Genomic DNA, 18,950 nt, shown 5'->3' on the forward strand with positions numbered 1-18,950 from the left:
GCAGCCTCACCAGACCACCCTCGCCCCGCCAGCACCCCACCGACGCCAACCGGCGCCATGACAGCAGGTCACCGAACCACCCCACCGGCTCGCCCAGCACCACCCGGCACCAAGACAGCCCTCACCGAACCACCTCGACCGGCTCCTCGGCCGCGGGCTCCTCGGCGCGCAGCTCCTCGCGCGTGGGCAGCCCCTCCCAGTCCCCCGGCACCCGGCACACCGCGGCCCCCGCCGCATTGCCCAGCCGCAGGCACCCGGGCACCGGCTCGCCGGCCACCAGTCCGCTCAGGTAACCCGCCACGAACGCGTCACCCGCGCCGACCGGGTCGACGACGGTCACCGGCACCGCCTCCGCCCGGTGCGCCGCGTCCCCGTCCACCGCGACCGCGCCCAGCGCGCCGAGCTTCACCACCGCCGTCGCCGGGCCGCGTCCCGCCAGCTCGCGCGCCAGTTCCTCGCCCAGTTCGAACGACACCTCGCCCGCCGGCAGGCCGAGCAGCAGCGCCGCCTCCTCCGGGCCGGCGAACACGAGGTCCGCGGCCGCCGCCAGCCGCGCCAGCACCGGCCCGGCCTCCTCGGGCGGCCACAGCGTCGCGCGGTAGTTGACGTCGAACGACACGAGCGTCCCGGCCTCCCGCGCCACCCCGATGACGTGGTCCAGCGTCTCCCGCGGACCGGGGCCGAGCGCCGCGGTGATCCCGGACACGTGCAACACGTCGGCGGCCGCCACGGCAGCGGCGTCGATGTCCGAAGGGGACAGTCGGGACGCGGCGCTGCCCCGCCGGTAGTACCGCACCCGCCACGGTTTCCCGCCGCGCATCTCCTTCAGCATCAGCCCGGTCGGCGCCTCCGGATCGCGCCCGGCGAGCACCCGCACGCCCTCGGCGCGGATCTCGCGGGTCACCAGCGCGCCGAACGCGTCGTCGCCGACCCGGCTGATCCACGCCGACGGCACACCCAGCCGAGCCAGCCCGATGGCCACATTGGACTCCGCTCCCCCGATGCCCACCGGCAACGCGGACCCGCCGGTCACCCGGCCCCAGTCCGGTGTGGACAGCAGCGCCATCGTCTCGCCCAGGGTCACCACGCTCATCGCCGCTCCCCCAGCCGCAGCAGCACCTTGCTGCTGCCGCTCGACCGGTCCGCGGCGACGGCCAGCGCCTCGCCCGCCCGCTCCAGGTCGAAGGTGTGCGTTATCAGCGGCGACACGTCGAGCCCGTCGCCGAGGGCGCGCACCGCGTCGGTGATCTCGTCGACGAACCGGTACGAGCCGATCCAGGTGATCTCTCGCGTGACCAGGTCGCCGAGCACCGCGGTGGCCGGCTCCCCCGGCAGGTTCCCGACCTGCACGAGCGTCCCGCCACGCGCGGTCGCCCGCAGCGCGCCACCGAGCGCACCGGGTGCGCCGGAGGCTTCGAAGACCAGCTCCACGTCCTCGGGCAGGGCGTCCCCGGCGGCGAGGTCGACCACCTCGTCCGCCCCGACCCGGCGCGCGATCACCAGCGCCGAGGGCGACAGGTCCGCCGCGATCACCGTCGCGGCGCCGCGGTGCTTCGCGGCCGCCGCGACCAGGCACCCGATCGGCCCAGCGCCGTTGACCAGCACCGTGCGCCCGGTGACGTCCCCGGCGCGGCCGACCGCGTGCAGCGCCACCGCCAGCGGTTCGGCCAGCGCGCCCTGCCGCGTGCTCACGCCCGCCGGCAGCGGCCGCAGCTGGTCCGCGCGCACCACCCGCAGCTCGCTGAAGCCGCCGTCGGTGTGCGGGTGGAACGCCGCCGAGCCGAAGTACCGCACGCGGGGCAGCAGGTTGGTGCGCCCGGCGATCCGGGCGGGCAGCGTGGTGTCCCCGACCGGCTCGGCCGGGTGGACGGTCACCGGCTGCCCCGGTTCGACACCGGTGACGCCGGGACCGAGCCCGGCGACGCGCCCGGCGACCTCGTGCCCGAGCACCAGCGGGTGCTTCAGCACGGCGGTGCCGGACGCGCCGTGGCGCCAGTAGGCGACGTCGGAGCCGCAGATGCCGCCCCACTCCATCGCGATCAGCACCTCGCCGGGGCCGGGCGCCGGGTCCGGCCGGGTGTCGATCCGGACGTCCCCCGGGCCGTGCACGACGGCTGCTCTCATGCGGCGTCCTCCAGACGGACCAGGTCACGCCCGCGGGTCTCCGGCGCGAGGTACGCCGAGACGAACGTGATGAGCGAGTAGGCGACGAGCATCGCCGCGATGGGCCACCAGTGACCGGTCAGCGCGGTCAGCGACGCGGCCAGCACCGGGCCGATCGCGGTGGCGAGGATGCCGCCGATCTCCTTGGCGACGGCCAGCTGGGTGAACCGGGTGCGCGAGCCGAACAGCTCGGCCATGGTCACGCTCTCCAGCGAGAACAGGCCCAGCACACCGACGTTGAGGCCGACGATCATCGCGACGGTCAGCGCCGCGGTGCCCCCGTTGGCGATCGTCAGCATCATCGGCGCGGCGATAACCACGGTCAGCAGTGACAGCCCCAGGTAGACCGGGCGGCGGCCGAACCGGTCGCCGAGCAGGCCGACGACGGGGATGGTGACGAACCCGAGCAGCGAGCCGTAGACGATCGCCGCGGTCGGCACCGACTTGTTCACGGCCAGCTCGGTGGCGATGTAGCCGACGAGGAACGTCTGCACCAGGCCGGAGTTGCCGGCCTGCCCGAACCGCAGGCCCAGCGCCAGCAGGAACGACTTGCCCTTGCGCTGCTTGAGGCCCGCCTCGATCGCGCTCTCGCCGGCTTCCTCGATCTCCTTGCGGCTCAGGGCGACGCCGTCGACGACGTCCGGCCGCTCCTCGAACACCGGGCTCTCCTTGAGGTTGGCCCGCATCCACACGCCGAGGACGAGCAGCACGAAGCTCAGCAGGAACGGCAGCCGCCAGCCCCAGCTCAGCAGCTGCTCGTCGGAGAGCACCGCGAGCAGCACGGCCCACAGCCCGGACGCGGCGAGCGTGCCGGAGTTGGTGCCCAGCGACACCAGCGACGCGATCAGGCCACGGCGCCTGGCCGGCGCGTACTCGGCGAGCATCACGGTCGCCCCGGCGATCTCCGCGCCCGCGCCGAAGCCCTGGACCAGCCGCAGCGCCACGAGCAGGATCGGCGCGGCGATGCCGATCATCGAGTACGGGGGCAGCACGCCGATCAGCGTCGTGGAAACGCCCATCAGCGCTATCGTGACGAACAGGACCTTCTTGCGTCCGATCCGGTCGCCCATCCGTCCGAAGTAGACCGCGCCGGCCAGGCGCGCGACGTAGCCGACGCCGTAGGTCGCCATCGCCGCGATCAGCCCGATCGCCGGGCTGACGTTCGGGAAGAAGATCTTGTTGAACACGATCGCGGCGGCCAGCGAGTACAGCTGGAAGTCCATGAACTCCATGGCGGTGCCGAGCCAGCCGGACATCGCGGCCCGGCTGAGGTCCCGGGTCGTGCGGGTCACCGCTCCCGGCGCCGTCTGGGTGCTGTCGGTCATCGTGCGCTCCTTTGCTTCACGGGTCTCGCGGTGGTCTACGGGTCGATCCGCCCGGCCTCGACCGCGGGGAGGCGCCGCGCGATCGCGGCCACCAGCGCCGGGTCGCCCGCCAGGTCGGCGCCGCCGATCGCGGTGAGCAGCCGGGCGACCACGGTCGCGGTGTCCGGCGCCCCGTCCCAGCACGCGGCGAGGGACTCCGCCAACGGATCGGTGATGCCGAACGGCTGCCGGGTGGCGTGCACCCACGCCGCCAGGGCCAGCGCCAGCACCGGGCCCGCGCCGCCCCGCTCCCGCAGCACGGGCAGCCAGCGTTCGGCGATCTTCAGCGAGCCGTCCGAACCGATCTGCCGCAGCCGGTGGCCGATCGCGGGATCGGCGAACCGCTCGACGAGTGCGTCGACGTAGGCGGGCACGTCCAGGTCCGAGGCAGGCAGGGTGGGCGCGACCTCCGCCGTGAAGCCGCGGACCATCCTCTCACCCCACCCGGTGGCGAGGACGTCGGCGACCGTCCGGCAGCCCGCCGCCAGACCGAGGTAGGCCAGCGCCGAGTGGGAGCCGTTGAGCAGCCGCAGCTTCATCAGCTGGTGGGGCGCGACATCGGCGACGAACAGGGCGCCGTCGGCCTCCCACGGCGGGCGCGGCGCGGCGAAGGAGTCCTCCAGCACCCACTGGCGGTAGGGCTCGGCCGCGACCGCCATCTCGTCGCGCACGCCGAGGGCGGCCGCCGCCGCGTCCGTGGTGGCGCCGGTCACGGCCGGGACGATGCGGTCGACCACCGTGGCCGGGAAGGCGACCACGGTGCGCAGCCAGTCCTGGACGGCCTCGCGGTCGGGCCAGCCGCTTGCCGAGACGAAACTCGTGATCACGTCGGCCAGCGCGCGGCCGTTGCCTGCGGCGTTGTCGCAGGACACGACGCTGATCGGGGCACCGCTGGCGCGGAAGCGGGCGGCCAGCAAAGTGGCCAGGCGGCCGATCACGGTGCGCGGCGGACGGCCCGCGAGATCGGCGGCGATCTCCGGGTTCGCGGTGTCCAGGCGCCCGGTGGCCGGGTCGCGGAAGTAGCCCTTCTCGGTGACGGTCAGGGTCACGACGGTCACCTCCGGCGAGGTGAGCAGCTCGTCGACCCGGCCGGCGTCGGGCACCATCCCGAGCGCCTCGACGACCGAGCCGACCACGCGCGTGCGCCGGTCGGTGACCGAGAACAGGCAGTCCTGGGTGCGCAGGCGCTCGACCGGCTCCGGCGACCGCGGGTTGACCGCGGCGATCCCCCACGGCTGCCCGGACGCGGCCGCGGCGGCCTCGGTGTAGACGGCCTGGTGGGCCCGGTGGAACGCGCCCAGTCCGAAGTGGACGACCCTGGGGGCGAGGTCGCGCGGGTCGGTTTCCGGCCGGTGCTCCGGCTTCAGGGAGTCCAGTGTGGACAGGCTGAGTGTCACCAGTCGTGCACCGAGCCGTCGAGGCGGCGCGCCACCGGCAGGTAACGCGGCTGGTAGGGGAACTTCGCGGCGGCCTTCTCGTCGTACTCGACGCCGAGGCCGGGCTGCTCGGACGGGTGCAGCATGCCGTCGGCGAAGGTGACCCCGCTGTGGAACACCTCGCCGGTCTCCGGCACGTGCGGCATGTACTCCTGGATGCCGAAGTTCGGCACCGCGATGTCGACGTGCACCGCGGCCGCGAGCGTGACCGGCGACAGGTCGGTGGCGCCGTGCGAGCCGGTGCGGACCTGGTAGAGCGCGGCGAGGTCGAAGATGCGGCGCAGGTGCGTGATCCCGCCGGCGTGCACGACCGTGGTGCGCACGTAGTCGATGAGCTGCTCGGTGATCAGGTGCTGGACGTCCCAGATGGACGTCAGGTTCTCCCCGACCGCGACCGGGGTGGTGGTGTGCTGCCGGATCAGGCGGAAGGCCTCCTGGTTCTCCGCCGGGGTCGGGTCCTCCATCCAGAACAGGCGGCAGTCCTCGACGCGCTTGCCGAACCGGGCCGCCTCGATCGGGGTGAGACGGTGGTGGACGTCGTGCAGCAGGTGGAAGCCGAAGCCGAACTCCGCGCGGACGGCCTCCAGGTACGTGGGCGCGAAGTCGAGGTAGGCCTCGGTGGACCAGGGCTGCTCGTCCGGCAGCGCGGTCGCGGCGGGCTCGTAGACCACGCCCTTGCGGACGCCGTAGCTGCCGCCGATGCCGGGCACCGCCGCCTGGGCGCGGATCGCCTGGTAGCCCTGGTCGCGGAAGCGGGCGACGTCGTCGAGCAGCTCGGCGACGTCCGAGCCGCTGGCGTGGGAGTAGACGAGCACGCCGTCGCGGGAGCGGCCGCCGAGGAGCTGGTACACCGGCAGGCCGGCGACCTTGCCCTTGATGTCCCACAGCGCGGTGTCCACGGCGGCGATCGCGGTCATCGTCACCGGGCCGCGGCGCCAGTACGCGCCGCGGTAGAGGTACTGCCACACGTCCTCGATGCGCGCCGGGTCGCGGCCGATGAGCAGCGGCGCGACGTGGTCGCGCAGGTAGCTCGCGACGGCCAGCTCGCGGCCGTTGAGGGTCGCGTCGCCCAGGCCGGTCACGCCGTCGGAGGTGGTCAGGCGCAGGGTGACGAAGTTGCGGCCCGGCGAGGCCACGAACACCTCGGCCCGCTCGATCGTGCTCACGTTCGCTCCTTCAGTGTGGCAGTACTTGTATACAAGCAGCTGTCGCGCAGAGCGTCAACTAGTTGGGCAGGGTTGTCGGCTAGTGTCGGCGTGGTGACCGAACGAGGGCGCACGAACCGCCGGCTCGTGTACGAGACGCTGCGGCGCAAGGTGCTGACGCTGGAGCTGGCGCCGGGCGCGGCGCTGTCGGAGAACGAGCTGGCGGCGGTGCTGGGGGTGAGCCGGACGCCGGTGCGGGAGAGCCTGATCCTGCTCGCGGAGGAGGGCCTGGTCCAGGTGTTCCCGCAGGTCGGGTCGTTCGTGTCGCGGGTGGACATGCGGCGGGTGGCGGACGCGCAGTTCCTGCGGGAGGCGGTCGAGCTGGCGGCCCTGGAGGACCTGCCGGAGACGCCCGACGCCGGGGTGGTGGCCGCGCTGGAGGCGAACCTGGCCCGGCAGCGGGAGGCGGACATCGACCTCGAGGAGTTCTTCGCGCTGGACGAGGAGTTCCACCGTGGCCTGCTGGAGCTGAGCGGGCACGAACGGGCGTGGCCGACGGTGGTGTCGGCGAAGGGACACCTCGACCGGGCCCGCCGGCTGGGTCTCTACGAAGCGAACACGCCCGAGGTGTTCGCCGGGCAGCACGAGGAGATCCTGCGGGCCGTCATCGCGAGGGACGTGCCCCTGGCCCGCGCCACGATGCGCACACACCTGCGGGAGGTCTTCGCGGACATCGAACGCATCCGGGCGCGCAAACCGGAACTGTTCGCGTCGAACACGAACTCGACGCCGGTGCGCCGGAACGTGGTGGTCTGGGAGTAGCCCGGGCGCCGGGCCGCTCCCGGCCGCGTGCCAACCGCCCCGCGGTGGGCGGTAAGCGACTCAGCTGAGCGAGTTCACCACCCATCGCCCGGCACGGAGCGCGACTGCCCGCTGCGCCGCGGACCGTGCGTCTGCCACCCAGGGCGCGGCCTGCGCTCGCCACCGCATCGCCATCCCGCCGCTTCCAGCCCACGCCCACGGCGCGACCGGGACCGTCAGCCCTCGATCCAGCTCAGCGGGTCCGCCACCACCCGGGCGATCACACTCCCCGCCGCGCCGCGCAGTGCCGCGTCCGCGCCCAGCTTCGCCGGGCGCAGGGTCAGCCCCGGCGCCAGCCGCTCCACCACGCGCTGCCGGAAGGGCTCCCCGAAGGCCGCGAGGCGGCCGCCCAGCACGATCGTCTCCGGGGCGAGCAGCGCGCGCACCCCGACGAGCGCGTCGGCCATCGCCTCGGCTGCCCGGTCCACCGCACGCAGCGCCGCGGCGTCTCCCGAACGGACCCGCGAAACCAGCGGCTCCTCCACCCCCAGCAGCCGGGCCACCCCCGCATCCGCCACGCCCGCGGACACCGCCATCCCGGCTCGGCCGGCATACAGCTCCAGGCACCCCCGCCCGCCACAGGCACACACCTCACCGCGGCGTCGCACCGGGACGTGCCCCAGGTCGCCGGCCAGCTCGGCCGCCGGGTTCAGCGGCGCGAGCCCGATCACCTCCTCGCCGCCGAGGTACCACCAGTCCCGCGCCGCCCCGGCCTGGTACTCCGCCAGCGCCGCGCACGCCACCTCGCCGGCCACCAGCACGTCCAACCCGTGCAGGTCCAGCGCCCGCAACTCCCCCGCCACCAGCGCCCGCACGTCGACCCCGCGCCAGCCCAGCGGCAACGCCGTCACCAGCCCGCGCGACACCAGCCCGCCGACCGCGACCCCGACCCCGGCGACCAGCCGCCCGGCCGTGGTCGCCTCGTCGAACAGCCGCCGCAGCACCGGCCGCGCCGCGCGCGCACCCTCCGCGGCACCGGCGCCGGCCACATCGAACCGCCGCAGCTCCCGCGCGAGCGGCCGCCCCGACAGGTCCAGGATCACCCCGGCGATGTGCCCGGACCCGAACTGCAGCCCCATCGCCACCGGCCCGTACGGGTCGAGGACCAGCCGCCCCGCCGGACGCCCCGGCGCGCGGCCCGGCTCCGGCCCCAGGTCCCGTACCAGCTCGGCCCCGGTCAGCTCCGTCACCAGGCTGGACACCGTGGCCTTCGTCAGCCCGGTCCGCTGCGCCAGCTCGACCCGCGACACCGGCGCGTCCCGCGCGATCAGCTCCATGACCAGCGCGACGTTGTGCCGCCGCATCGCCTGCGCGCCCATCGCCTCCACATTCGTCAGTTTAGTGAATTGACGAACTCTGGCCAGCACCGCGACCGTCCGGATAGACAGTCCGGGTACGACGACGTGACGCGAAGGGCGGTCCCCATGGCTGAGGTCAGCTACCGGCAGGCGTCGCGGCTCTACCCCGGCAACCCGCCGGTCCGGGCCGTGGACAGCCTCGATCTCGACATCGCCGACGGCGAGTTCCTGGTTCTGGTCGGCCCGTCGGGCTCGGGCAAGTCGACGGCCCTGCGGATGCTCGCCGGCCTGGAGGACGTCGACGAGGGCGCCATCCACATCGACGGCAAGGACGTCACCGCCGTCCCGCCGAAGGACCGCGACATCGCGATGGTGTTCCAGTCCTACGCGCTCTACCCGCACATGACGGTCGCCGAGAACATGGGCTTCGCGCTCAAGCTCAAGCGGGTCTCCAAGGCCAAGATCGCCGAGCGGGTGCGCGAGGCCGCCGCCCTGCTCGACCTGACCCCGTACCTGGACCGGAAGCCGAAAGCGCTTTCCGGTGGTCAGCGCCAGCGGGTCGCCATGGGCCGCGCGATCGTCCGCGAGCCCGCCGTGTTCCTGATGGACGAGCCGCTGTCCAACCTGGACGCGAAACTGCGCGTGGAGACCCGCGCGAACATCGCCGCGTTGCAGAAGCGCCTGGGCACCACCACCATCTACGTCACGCACGACCAGGTCGAGGCCATGACGATGGGCCACCGGGTCGCGGTGCTCAAGGACGGCAAGCTCCAGCAGTGCGACACCCCGCGCAACCTGTACGAGCGCCCGCGCAACGCCTTCGTCGCCGGCTTCATCGGCTCGCCCGCGATGAACCTCAAGACGGTCGCCCTGACCCCGGACGGCGCGCAGCTGGACGGGCTGACCGTGCCGCTCCCCCGCGCGACGCTCGCCGCGGCGCGCTCAGCCGGGGTGGAGTCGGTGACGCTGGGCCTGCGGCCGGAGTCGCTGCGCCTGGCCGGCGCCGGCGAGCAGGCGGCGAAGCTGACCGTCGAACTGGTCGAGGAGCTGGGCGCGGACGCCTACATCCACGGCGGCGTGAAGATCGGCGACCGCGTGGAGCGGTTCGTGGTCCGCGCCGACGGCCGCCGCCCGCCGCAGCTGGGCGAGACCGTCCAGATCGCGGTCGGCGATGCCGAGGAGGTGCACGCCTTCCACCCGGAGACGGGCGAGCGGCTGCCCTCCGCCGACTGAGGCGACGACATCACGAGGGGCCGGTGGCGGATCCGCCACCGGCCCCTTGACTGCCCGCGCTGGCGGCGAATAAGTTACTCCGGAAAACAAAACCCGGAGGAGCTGCGATGGTGCGCCAACCGACCCCTGAGGACAAGTTCTCGTTCGGCCTGTGGACCGTGGGCTGGACCGGCACGGACCCCTTCGGCGGCCCGAGCCGCCCGGCGCTGGACCCGTGGGAGTACTCCGACAAGCTCGCCGAGCTGGGCGCCTGGGGCATCACCTTCCACGACAACGACGTCTTCCCCTTCGACGCCGACCTCGCCACGAAGCAGCGCCTCACCGGGCGGCTCAAGGACGCCGCCGACAAGGCCGGCCTGGTGATCGAGATGGTCACCACCAACACCTTCAGCCACCCGGTGTTCAAGGACGGCGGCCTGACCTCCAACGACCGCGGCGTGCGCCGGTTCGGGCTGCGCAAGGTGCTGCAGGCCGTCGACATCGCCGCCGAGATGGGCGCGAGCACGTTCGTCATGTGGGGCGGCCGCGAAGGCTCCGAGTACGACGGCTCGAAGGACCTCTACGCGGCGTTCGAGCGCTACAAGGAGGGCCTGGACACCGTCGCCGGCTACATCAAGTCGCAGGGTTACGGCCTGCGGATCGGCCTGGAGCCCAAGCCGAACGAGCCGCGCGGCGACATCTTCCTGCCGACCGTGGGCCACGCGCTGGCGCTGATCGCGCAGCTGGAGCACGGCGACATCGTCGGCCTCAACCCGGAGACCGGCCACGAGCAGATGGCCAACCTCAACTACACGCACGCGCTGGGCCAGGCCCTGTGGAGCGGCAAGCTGTTCCACATCGACCTCAACGGCCAGCGCGGCCTCAAGTACGACCAGGACCTGGTGTTCGGCCACGGCGACCTGATCTCCGCGTTCTTCACCGTGGACCTGCTGGAGAACGGCTTCCCCGGCTCCCCGGACGCGCCCCGCTACACCGGCCCGCGGCACTTCGACTACAAGCCCTCGCGCACCGAGTACCTGGACGGCATCTGGGACTCGGCGCGGGCGTGCATGTCGACCTACCTGATGCTGGCCGAGAAGGCGAAGGCCTTCCGCGAGGACCCGCGCGTCCGCGAGGCGTGGGACCGGGCGGGGATCCTCGAACTGGCCGAGCCGACGCTGGGCGCGGGCGAGTCGGTGGCGGACTTCCTGGCCGCCGACGACGGCTTCGACCCGGAGAAGGCCGCCCAGCGCGACTACGGGTTCGTCCAGCTGCAGCAGCTCGCGCTCGAGCACCTGATCGGCTGATTTCGTCCATCCGCTGGACGAAATCAGTGCGTCGTTAGGATCGCCGCCGTGACCGCCCTCGATCAGCAGACGAGCGCCCGCCAGTCCAGCCTCCGAGCAAGCAACCTGGCGCTGGTGGCGCGCACCGTGTGCGCGTCCGCCCGGCCGTTGTCGCGGGCGGACGTGGCGGCGGCGACCTCGATGACCCGCACCACCGCCACGCGGCTGGCCGACGAGCTGGTCGCGGGCGGGGTGCTCGGCGAGATCGAGCCGGACGGCGGCGGCAGGCGCGGCCGTCCGGCCACTCCCCTGGTGCCCGGGTCCCGGCTGGCCGCGGTCGGGCTGCAGGTCAACGCCGGGTTCCTCGCCGTGCGGGTGGCCGACCTGCGCGGCCGCGTGGTCGCCGAGTCGCTGGAGTACGCCGACCTGGTGGAAAGCGATCCGGCGGCGACGCTGGACCGGCTGGGCGCGTTGTCCGCGCGGGTGCTGGCGGGTCTGCCCGAAGGCCTGCGGCTGGTCGGGGCGGGCCTGGCGCTGCCCGGCATCGTCGCGGCCGCCACCGGCACGCTGCTGCGCGCGCCGAACCTCGGCTGGTCCGGGGTGCGGCCCGCGGAGCTGCTCGACCCGGCCGCGGTGGCCGGGTTGCCGTTGCGGGTGGGCAACGAGGCCAGTCTCGCGGCCCGCACGGTCGCCGAGGTCGCCCCAGGACGGCCGGGGCCGTTCCCGGACTTCGTGTACCTGTCGGGCGAGATCGGCATCGGCGGTGCGGCCGTCGTCGGCGGCGAGGTGATGGCCGGGCGGCACGGGTGGGCGGGCGAGATCGGGCACGTGTGCGTCGACCCGGCAGGCCCGGCCTGCCGGTGCGGGTCGACGGGCTGCCTGGAGACCTACGCCGGCCGGGACGCACTGCTCGCCGCCGCCGGCCTGACGCCCGCGTCGACCCCGGCGCACCTGGCGGAGCTCGCCGCGTCGGGCGACGCGCGGGCACGGGAGGCGGTGACCGCGGCCGCACGGGCGCTCGGCGTGGCGCTGGCCGGGGTGATCAACGTGCTGGACATCCCGACGGTGGTGCTCGGCGGGCACCTGGCGCAGGTGGCGGACCTGCTGCGGCCGGAGCTGGAGAGCCGTCTGCGGGAACGCGTGCTGTCCGCGCGGTGGACGCCGCCCGCGATCCACGCGGCGAAGAACATCCCCGCCCCAGGCGCGACCGGCGCCGCGTACCGGGAACTGGCCGGGGTCCTCGCCGACCCGGCACGCTGGCTCCCCTGACCGGCGCTGGTCCCGGATCGACCGTCCGGCCGGACCCGGTTTACCCGCGACCGGTGCCGCCTGCCAGCAGCTGGCCGCGGTCCTCACCAACCCCGCCCGCTCGCTCCCCTGACCGGTGCTGGTCCAGCACCAACCCTCCACACCAGCACCGGCCGATCACCAAGCCCGGTCTTCCCGCGACCAGCACCGCACACCAGCAACTCCCCGCGGTCCTCACCAACCCTGCCCGCTCCCCTGACCGGCGCTGGTCCGGGATCGACCATCCGGCGCAGGTTGATCACCGGGCCCGGTTTGCCCCCGTCCGGCGCGCTGGGGGAAGCTGATGCCGAGGCATCTCACCCACGTTCGAAGGGAGCGGGCACGCCGGCGCCCACGTCTTGACTGAATCCGACCGTCTCGTCTCCGCCTCCCCCGCCGGGATCGACGCGGGCTGGGACGGTGCGCCGTACCCCGCCCTGCTGGCCGCCCCGGACGGCACCGTCCACGCGGCCAACGAAGCCGCCCGTCTGCTGTTCCCCGCGCTGCGTCCCGGGCGCGCGCTCGCCGACTGCGTCTCGGCCTGGCTGTGCGCCGCCCACACCGCCGGATCCGCTCTCGCGGCCGGCCGGGTCGACGACCGAACCTTCGACGCGCACCCGGTCCGGCAGCCGGAGGGACCGGTCATGTGGTGGCTCGTGGAGACCACCGAGCTCCACGCGGCCCGCGAGGCGCTGCGCCGGGAACAGGAACGCACCGCCTTCCTCAGCGCGGCCTCGAACGCGCTGCTCGGGTCGCTCAACGTGCCCCGCAGCATGGAGGTGGCCGCCGAACTGTCCGCGGGCCACCTCGCCGACGCGGCGTGGATCGTCGCGCCGGGCACGCGCGGCCGCTACTCCGCGGTCGTGTGCGTGCGCGGCGAGCGGCCCCGCCCGCTGACCCTGGAGATCGACCCGGACGCGCTGCCCGGGCTGGCCGAGGCGCTGCAGGGGTTCCCGCCGGTGCCGTCCCGCTGGATCGACCCGGCCCAGGCCCCGTCGTGGATCGTGCCGGAGGGGTTCGGCCAGGTCGGCTCGATCGTGGTGACCCCGCTGCCCGGCCACGGCGTGCCGGCGGGCGTGCTGATCCTGTTGCGGCGCACCGAACACCACGCCTTCACCGAGGACGAGGAGGTGTTCGCGCGCCTGTTCGCCGCCCGCTCCGGCGCGGCGATGTCCGCGGCGCGCCTGTTCGAACAGCAGAGCTCGATCACCGAGGTCCTCACCGAGGAGCTGCTGCCGCCCGTGCTGGAGCAGATCGGCGGGGTGGAGTTCGCCGGCGGCTACCGTCCGGCCCAGGACGCCGACCGGCTCGGCGGCGACTTCTACGACGTGCACCCGCTCGGGGAGGGCGAGTCGCTGGCCCTGCTCGGGGACGTGTGCGGCAAAGGGCTCGAAGCCGCCGTGCTCACCGGCAAGATCCGCAACACGCTGCAGGCCCTGCTGCCGATGGCGGACGACCACGGCCGCATGCTCCGGCTGCTGAACTCGTCGCTGCTCAGCTCGCACCACACGCGGTTCGCCACGCTGGCGCTGGCCTCGGCGTGCCGGCACGGTCAGGAGGTCCGGTTGCGGGTCACCAGCGCCGGGCACCTGCCGCCGCTGGTCGTCCGAGCCGACGGGGCGGTCGAGGAGGTCGCCTGCCGCGGCAGCCTGATCGGCGTGCTGCCGGAGATCGAGGTCTCCAGCGAGGACGTCGTGCTGGCCCCCGGCGAGACCTGCCTGCTCTACACCGACGGCATCACCGAGGCGCGGGGCGGACCGCTCGGCGGCGAGATGTTCGGCGAGGCCCGGCTGCGCCGCGCGCTCGGCGAATGCGCCGGGATGCCCGCCGAGGCGGTCGTCGAGCGCGTGCAGATGCTCGCGACCGAATGGGTCGGCGCCGGTCAGCACGACGACATGGCCCTGCTCGCCATCACCGCCCCGCGCGGGCGGCACCTGACCGCCGTGCGCGGTCCCGGATCCCCGTAGGTGGCAGCATGAACAAGATCGTGACACAGCCCGCGGACACCACGGACCACGCCGAGCGGCTGTGGGACGCCGTCCTCGACGGCGACGAGTACACCGCCACCGACACGGTGCTGGCCGCGCTGCACGACGGCATCGGGCCGGAGGCCGTGCTGCTGGACGTCATCGGCGCGGTGCAGCGCCGGGTCGGGCACGAGTGGGCGGCCAACCGGATCAGCGTCGCGCAGGAGCACGCGGCGACGGCGATCAACGAGCGGGCGATCGTCCACCTCGTCCGGGAGGCGCCACGACCCCGGGTGACCCGCGGGCGCCTCACGGTGTCCTGTGTGGACGGTGAGTGGCACGCGCTGCCGGCGCGGCTGCTGGCCGAAGTGCTGACGCTGCACGGGTTCCGGGTCGACTACCTGGGCGCTCAGGTGCCCACCCCGCACCTGATCACGCATCTGCACCGGACCGGGCCGGACGCGGTCGCGCTGTCCGGTTCGCTGCCCACCCGGCTGCCCGCCGCACACGCCACGATCAGCGCGTGCCAGGCCGCCGGGGTGCCGGTGATCGCCGGTGGCGCCGCGTTCGGCCCGGACGGCCGCTGGGCGCGGCTGCTGGGCGCGGAGGCGTGGGCGCCCGACGCGCGTGCCGCCGCGGACCGGCTCGCGGACGACCCGCTGCCCCGGCCGCACGCCCCGCACCAGCTGATCGACGACCTGCCGCACCTGGCCGACCAGGAGTACACGCTGGTCCGCCGCAGCTCGCCGCAGCTGGTGCGCGCGGTGTACGCGGGGCTCGAGCAGCACCTGCCCGCGATGCGCGGGTACACCGAGCTGCAGCGCCAGTACACCACTGAGGACCTGGCGCACATCGTCGATTTCCTGTCGACCGCGCTCTACACGGGCGACGCCTCGCTGTTCACCTCGTTCCTGACCTGGACCGCCGACATCCTGGCCGCGCGCGGGGTGCTGCCGGGGTCGCTGATCCCGGCGCTGGACCTGCTGACCGGGGAGCTGCGGGACTTCCCGCGGGCGACGGCGCTGCTGGCGCAGGCGCGGGAGGAGCTGGCCGGCCACCTCGGGACGGGCGGGCCGGGATGACCGAACCGCGGCCGCTGACGATGCGCTGGACGACCCCCGACGCCCGGACGCTGCACGGCGCCCTCGCCGGGAACCTGGACTACCACAGCGGCGACGGCCTGTTGAGCGAGGTGACCGCCCGGCTGGCCCCCGGCCTGCGCGACGTCCGGCTGGACTTCGGGTCGCTGGACTTCTGCGACTCCTACGGGCTGTCCACGCTGCTGATGATCGCGCGGCGGGTGCAGAGCGCCGGGGCGAACCTGCACCTGGACGACCGGCCGCCCGTGCTGGAGCGGCTGCTCGACATGACGCGCACGCTGGACTACCTGACGGCCCCGGCGCGAAAAACCAGCCAGGGCGAGGCCGATTAGCGTCGGGGCGCACCGCTTGGACCCGAAGTGCTTGCGCGAGCGAGCCGGCTGCCTCCCACCCGCACCGCCCGGCAAGCCAGCCGAACAGGCTCGCGCGGCGTGAGCAGCGCACCAGCCCCCACGGACCGCCGCCCCGCGCGCTACTCGGACCAGCCTCGCTGCGCGAGCACCGCACCGGCCGCCACGGTGCCACCCGCGAGCTACTCGGACCAGCCTCGCTGCGCGAGCCCCGGCCATAGGGGCCCGCTACTTACGATTTACTCGGACACGTCTCGCTGCGCGAACAGCGCACCAGCCACAACGGGCCGCCACCCGCGAGTTGCTCGGGCACGTCCTGCTTCGCGAGCAGCCGGGTGCGTGGCGGGCGGCCCGTCACTTCCGCGGCGACTTGCCGGGATTCACCTTCGGCTCGGGATGTTCCGGCTTGGGCGGCTTCGGCTCGGCTGCCTTCGTCGCGGCGGGCATGGCCTGGCCGGTCGCGCTCATCGCCGCACCATTGCCCTTGACCTCGCCATTGCCCTTGCCGCCAGCGCCGCCCTTGGCCGCGCCACTGCTCTTGGCTCCGGCGCTGCTCTTGGCCCCGGCATTGCCCTTCGCTCCGGCGTTGCCGTTGGCCTCAGCGTTGCCCTTGGCCCCGGCACTGCCGTTGGCCCCGCCATTGCCGTTGGATCCGGCATTGTCCTTGGCCTCAGCGTTGCCCTTCGCCCCGGCGCTCCCCTTGGCCCCGGCACTGCCCTTCGCTCCGGCGTTGCTCCTGGCTACCGCGCCGCCCTTGGGCTCGGCGTTGCCTTGGGCCCCGGCGTTGCCGTGCGCGGCTCCGTTGGCGTTCGGGGCGCCGTCCTTCGCCCGGCCGTTCTCGTTGGCCCCCGGCGCCGGCCTGGGGAGCCACAGCAGCAACACCCGGCACGGCAGGCCGCACCGGCGCCGCCGCGAAGGCCTCCGGCGCGGCCGCCCGGTCGGGTGCCACCACCGGCCCGGCGACCGCCGCGACCGCGGCCAGCGTCACGGCCGCGGCCATCTTCGAGATCGCCGCCACTCCGCCCCCGGCGGCCACCGACGCCGCGGGCGCCCCGCCGCCACCCAGCAGCCTCCCGAGCAGCGGCAACAGCGCCAGCGCGGGCAGCCCGCCGTTGACCGTCTCCAGCACCGCCGCCACCCGGTGGCACTTGGGGCAGCCGGCCAGGTGCGCCGACACCGCCCGCCCCTGCCGCGCGGTCACCTTCCCGCGCGTCCACGCGCCCAGCCGCCGCCGCACGCTGCGGCAGTCCTCGGCGCGCGCCGCGGGCACGTGGGCCTGCAGGAACGCCTGCCGCAGCCCCTCACGGGCGCGCACCGCGAGCGCAGCGACCCCGTTGGCCGTCATGCCCAGCTCGGCGGCCAGCGCCGCGGGCCGGGTGCCCAGCATCTCGGTGTGCCACAGCACGTACCGCCACCGCGGCGGCAGGGTTTCGAACGCCGAGAGCGCCACCTCGCCGGTGAGCCGGTCGATCACGATCTCCTCGACACCCGGCGTGCGCTCGTCGCGGCCGGCGGCCCACGGGTCGCACCGCTCGCGGCGGCGACCCCAGTCCATCGCCAGGTTACGCAGTGTCACGAGCAGGTAGGGCCGGAAGCGCTCGGCCGGGCCGGCGCCGTCCCGGATCGCGGCGAGCACCCGCAGGAACGATTCGGCCACCAGGTCGTCCACCTCGGACCGGTCCCGCCACATCATCGACGCCACCCGGCGCGCCGCGGGCAGGTGCCGCCGGAAGAGACGGTCGTAGGCGAGCAGGTCGCCCGCGCGGACCGCCTCGATCAGGTCGGCATCGACGTCCGTGTCCCCCGCCATGGTCCTCCTCGTCGCCCGGGCGCCCTTGCCCGAGGAGACTCCGCACTCGCGAGTTTCGTTACGGGGCAGCCTGCCACGCCGCGTGGATCACCGCACGGCATTGGTCAGAAATCGGCGGCTTTGCCGATGTAGATCTCGCTGAACGCGGCCGCGGCGGCGGGTGATCCGAGCAGGCGGCGCAGGCGGGCCTGTGCCAGCCGGGCGCGGAACGGGTCGGCGGGCGGGTCGACGGTGGAGCTGTGGAAGATGTCCGACAGCCACTGCGAGAACTCCTGGTACTGCCACACGCGGGCCAGGCAGGTGTCCGAGTAGCGGGCCAGCGGGCCGTCGTCGCCGCCGTAGTGGGCCTCGATCGCCTCAGCCAGGTGGAACGCGTCGTGCAGGGCGAGGTTGAGGCCCTTCGCCGCGATCGGCGCGACCAGGTGCGCCGACTCGCCCGCCAGGAACAGCCTGCCGCGGGACATCGGCTCGTGGACGTAGTTGTGCATGTCGAGGACGCGTTTCTCGATCAGCTCGCCCTCGACGAGCGGGCCGTCCGGCACCCCCAGCCGCTGGTGCAGCTCGGACCAGACGCGCTCGTGCGGCCAGTTGTCCTCCGAGTCGCCGGGCGGGCACTGCAGGTAGAAGCGCGTGACGGTGGGGGTGCGCGCCATGTGCGCGGCGAACCCGCGGGGGTGGATGCCGAACAGGACGCCGTCCGCGCTGGGCGGCGCCTCGGCGAGCAGCGCCAGCCAGCCGATGCCGTAGTCGTGGGTCAGCAGGTTGCCGGCGAGGTGACGCCGCGTGACGCCCTGGGCGCCGTCGCAGCCGGCGATGAAGTCGCAGCCGAGCCGGCGGGCGGTGCCGTCGGCGGCGGTGAAGGTGACCGACGGCGTGGCCGATTCGATGTCGTGCAGGGCCACGTCCCGGACCTCGAACTCGATGTCGCCGCCCTTGTCGGCGTAGTGCGCGACCAGGTCGGTGACGAGCAGCTGCTGCGGGTAGACGAAGTGGCGCTGGCCGGCCCACTGCTCGTAGGAGAACGGGTGGCGGCCGTTTTCGAACCGGAACTCGAAGCGGCCCTGGCTCGGCGCGGTGGACAGCAGCTTGTCGGCCAGTCCGCGCTCGTCGAGCGCGCGCACGGCCCACTCCTCGATGAACCCGGCGCGCGGGCGGGCCTCGATGAAGGCGCGGGTCTGCTCCTCGAGCACCACGCAGTCGATTCCCCTGTCCCGCAACACGTTGGCGAGGCCCAGCCCGGCGGGCCCGGCCCCCACGACGACGACCCCGGTACGCGCGACCACGATTCCTCCCCAGGTGGTGGCGATTGCGGCAGTGTGCCGGAAAGTGCCCGGCACTGCAACGGTTTCCGGCGCGCTCAGGCGCCGGTGACGGCCGCGGGGTGCCGTGCCGGGGGTGTCGCCTGGGTCAGGGGCCGGGGTGCGCATCGGAAAATGCCTCCCCGTGGCAGCGAGCCACGGTGCCGCGCCAGAAGATGCCCCCTTGGGTCAGCGGGCCGGGGGCCCTACCGGTAGATGCCACCCGGGCCAGCGAGCCGGGCTGCCGTACTGGGAGGTGCTGCCTAGGTCAGCGGGCCTGCGTGCCGAACCATATGGCGCCACCCCGCTCAGCGGGCCGCAGTGCCGAAGCAGAAAAGTGCCGCCAGGTCGGCGCGGCCGGGGTGTCGAACCG

At 74.1% G+C, this 18,950-nt stretch carries 15 protein-coding genes; 7 read left to right on the top strand and 8 right to left on the bottom strand.

Annotation, left to right across the window (positions count from 1 at the left end; all coding sequences use genetic code 11):
* Positions 1–121: 121 nt before the first annotated feature.
* Genes AMY39116_RS0325835 through manD form a run of 5 tightly spaced genes read right to left on the bottom strand, consistent with a single transcriptional unit; the run spans position 122 to position 6,129 of the window.
* Positions 122–1,093 (bottom strand): sugar kinase, encoded by a 972-nt coding sequence (locus tag AMY39116_RS0325835; protein ID WP_020420511.1) that lies wholly within the window; start codon positions 1,091–1,093, stop codon positions 122–124.
* Positions 1,090–2,124 carry an L-idonate 5-dehydrogenase gene (locus tag AMY39116_RS0325840; RefSeq protein ID WP_027936228.1) on the bottom strand — a complete coding sequence of 345 codons (1,035 nt, stop codon included), beginning with the start codon at positions 2,122–2,124 and terminating at the stop codon, positions 1,090–1,092. Before AMY39116_RS0325840 ends, AMY39116_RS0325835 begins: the two co-directional genes overlap by 4 nt.
* Positions 2,121–3,488, bottom strand: a complete 1,368-nt coding sequence (locus AMY39116_RS0325845) for an MFS transporter (RefSeq protein ID WP_020420513.1) — start codon at positions 3,486–3,488, stop codon at positions 2,121–2,123. The genes AMY39116_RS0325840 and AMY39116_RS0325845 overlap by 4 nt, the downstream gene beginning before the upstream one ends.
* A 35-nt stretch (positions 3,489–3,523) precedes the next feature.
* Positions 3,524–4,924, bottom strand: a complete 1,401-nt coding sequence (locus AMY39116_RS0325850; RefSeq protein WP_020420514.1) for a mannitol dehydrogenase family protein — start codon at positions 4,922–4,924, stop codon at positions 3,524–3,526.
* Entirely contained in the window at positions 4,921–6,129 is a 1,209-nt protein-coding gene (gene manD, locus AMY39116_RS0325855) for a D-mannonate dehydratase ManD (protein WP_020420515.1), read from the bottom strand. Before manD ends, AMY39116_RS0325850 begins: the two co-directional genes overlap by 4 nt.
* A gap of 93 nt (positions 6,130–6,222) precedes the next feature.
* On the opposite strand from manD, the gene AMY39116_RS0325860 reads away from it, so the two are divergent.
* The gene (locus AMY39116_RS0325860; RefSeq protein WP_027936229.1) at positions 6,223–6,930 is read left to right on the top strand and encodes a GntR family transcriptional regulator; all 708 of its coding nucleotides are present in this window, start codon (positions 6,223–6,225) and stop codon (positions 6,928–6,930) included.
* Between the two features lie 215 nt (positions 6,931–7,145).
* Here the strand turns inward: AMY39116_RS0325860 and AMY39116_RS0325865 are convergent, their stop codons facing one another.
* Positions 7,146–8,288, bottom strand: a complete 1,143-nt coding sequence (locus tag AMY39116_RS0325865) for an ROK family transcriptional regulator (protein ID WP_020420517.1) — start codon at positions 8,286–8,288, stop codon at positions 7,146–7,148.
* A gap of 105 nt (positions 8,289–8,393) precedes the next feature.
* Between AMY39116_RS0325865 and AMY39116_RS0325870 the strand changes: the two genes are divergently transcribed.
* The 6 genes from AMY39116_RS0325870 to AMY39116_RS0325895 all read left to right on the top strand — a co-directional run bounded on the left by AMY39116_RS0325870 (position 8,394) and on the right by AMY39116_RS0325895 (position 15,451).
* The gene (locus tag AMY39116_RS0325870; protein WP_017987899.1) at positions 8,394–9,500 is read left to right on the top strand and encodes an ABC transporter ATP-binding protein; all 1,107 of its coding nucleotides are present in this window, start codon (positions 8,394–8,396) and stop codon (positions 9,498–9,500) included.
* 107 nt (positions 9,501–9,607) lie between these two features.
* Complete coding sequence (xylA, locus tag AMY39116_RS0325875; protein ID WP_020420518.1) at positions 9,608–10,786, top strand: xylose isomerase; 1,179 nt, start codon at positions 9,608–9,610, stop codon at positions 10,784–10,786.
* A 48-nt stretch (positions 10,787–10,834) separates the two neighbouring features.
* Positions 10,835–12,034: an ROK family protein gene (locus AMY39116_RS0325880; RefSeq protein WP_020420519.1), complete on the top strand. Its 1,200-nt coding sequence runs from the start codon at positions 10,835–10,837 to the stop codon at positions 12,032–12,034.
* Between the two features lie 377 nt (positions 12,035–12,411).
* Positions 12,412–14,019, top strand: coding sequence for a PP2C family protein-serine/threonine phosphatase (locus AMY39116_RS0325885; RefSeq protein WP_020420520.1), 1,608 nt, complete (start codon positions 12,412–12,414; stop codon positions 14,017–14,019).
* Positions 14,020–14,027: 8 nt separating this feature from the next.
* Entirely contained in the window at positions 14,028–15,101 is a 1,074-nt protein-coding gene (locus AMY39116_RS0325890) for a B12-binding domain-containing protein (RefSeq protein ID WP_020420521.1), read from the top strand.
* Entirely contained in the window at positions 15,098–15,451 is a 354-nt protein-coding gene (locus AMY39116_RS0325895) for an STAS domain-containing protein (RefSeq protein ID WP_020420522.1), read from the top strand. Before AMY39116_RS0325890 ends, AMY39116_RS0325895 begins: the two co-directional genes overlap by 4 nt.
* Positions 15,452–16,139: 688 nt before the next feature.
* Here AMY39116_RS0325895 and AMY39116_RS46315 read toward each other — a convergent pair.
* Together AMY39116_RS46315 and AMY39116_RS0325910 are read right to left on the bottom strand one after the other, a co-directional pair.
* Complete coding sequence (locus AMY39116_RS46315) at positions 16,140–17,279, bottom strand: sigma-70 family RNA polymerase sigma factor (protein ID WP_051123600.1); 1,140 nt, start codon at positions 17,277–17,279, stop codon at positions 16,140–16,142.
* Positions 17,280–17,383: 104 nt separating this feature from the next.
* Positions 17,384–18,562 carry a 4-hydroxybenzoate 3-monooxygenase gene (locus AMY39116_RS0325910; protein ID WP_020420524.1) on the bottom strand — a complete coding sequence of 393 codons (1,179 nt, stop codon included), beginning with the start codon at positions 18,560–18,562 and terminating at the stop codon, positions 17,384–17,386.
* Positions 18,563–18,950 lie beyond the last annotated feature (388 nt).

It is taken from the genome of Amycolatopsis sp. ATCC 39116, assembly GCF_000231075.2.
Classification (GTDB): Bacteria; Actinomycetota; Actinomycetes; order Mycobacteriales; family Pseudonocardiaceae; genus Amycolatopsis_E; species Amycolatopsis_E tucumanensis.

Coding starts and splice junctions, on each gene's coding strand:
- AMY39116_RS0325870 (WP_017987899.1), top strand. CDS start 8,394: ATGGCTGAGGTCAGCTACCGGCAGGCGTCGCGGCTCTACCCCGGCAAC.
- AMY39116_RS0325865 (WP_020420517.1), bottom strand. CDS start 8,288: ATGGGCGCGCAGGCGATGCGGCGGCACAACGTCGCGCTGGTCATGGAG.
- AMY39116_RS0325895 (WP_020420522.1), top strand. CDS start 15,098: ATGACCGAACCGCGGCCGCTGACGATGCGCTGGACGACCCCCGACGCC.
- AMY39116_RS0325840 (WP_027936228.1), bottom strand. CDS start 2,124: ATGAGAGCAGCCGTCGTGCACGGCCCGGGGGACGTCCGGATCGACACC.
- AMY39116_RS0325835 (WP_020420511.1), bottom strand. CDS start 1,093: ATGAGCGTGGTGACCCTGGGCGAGACGATGGCGCTGCTGTCCACACCG.
- xylA (WP_020420518.1), top strand. CDS start 9,608: ATGGTGCGCCAACCGACCCCTGAGGACAAGTTCTCGTTCGGCCTGTGG.
- AMY39116_RS46315 (WP_051123600.1), bottom strand. CDS start 17,279: ATGGCGGGGGACACGGACGTCGATGCCGACCTGATCGAGGCGGTCCGC.
- AMY39116_RS0325890 (WP_020420521.1), top strand. CDS start 14,028: ATGAACAAGATCGTGACACAGCCCGCGGACACCACGGACCACGCCGAG.
- AMY39116_RS0325845 (WP_020420513.1), bottom strand. CDS start 3,488: ATGACCGACAGCACCCAGACGGCGCCGGGAGCGGTGACCCGCACGACC.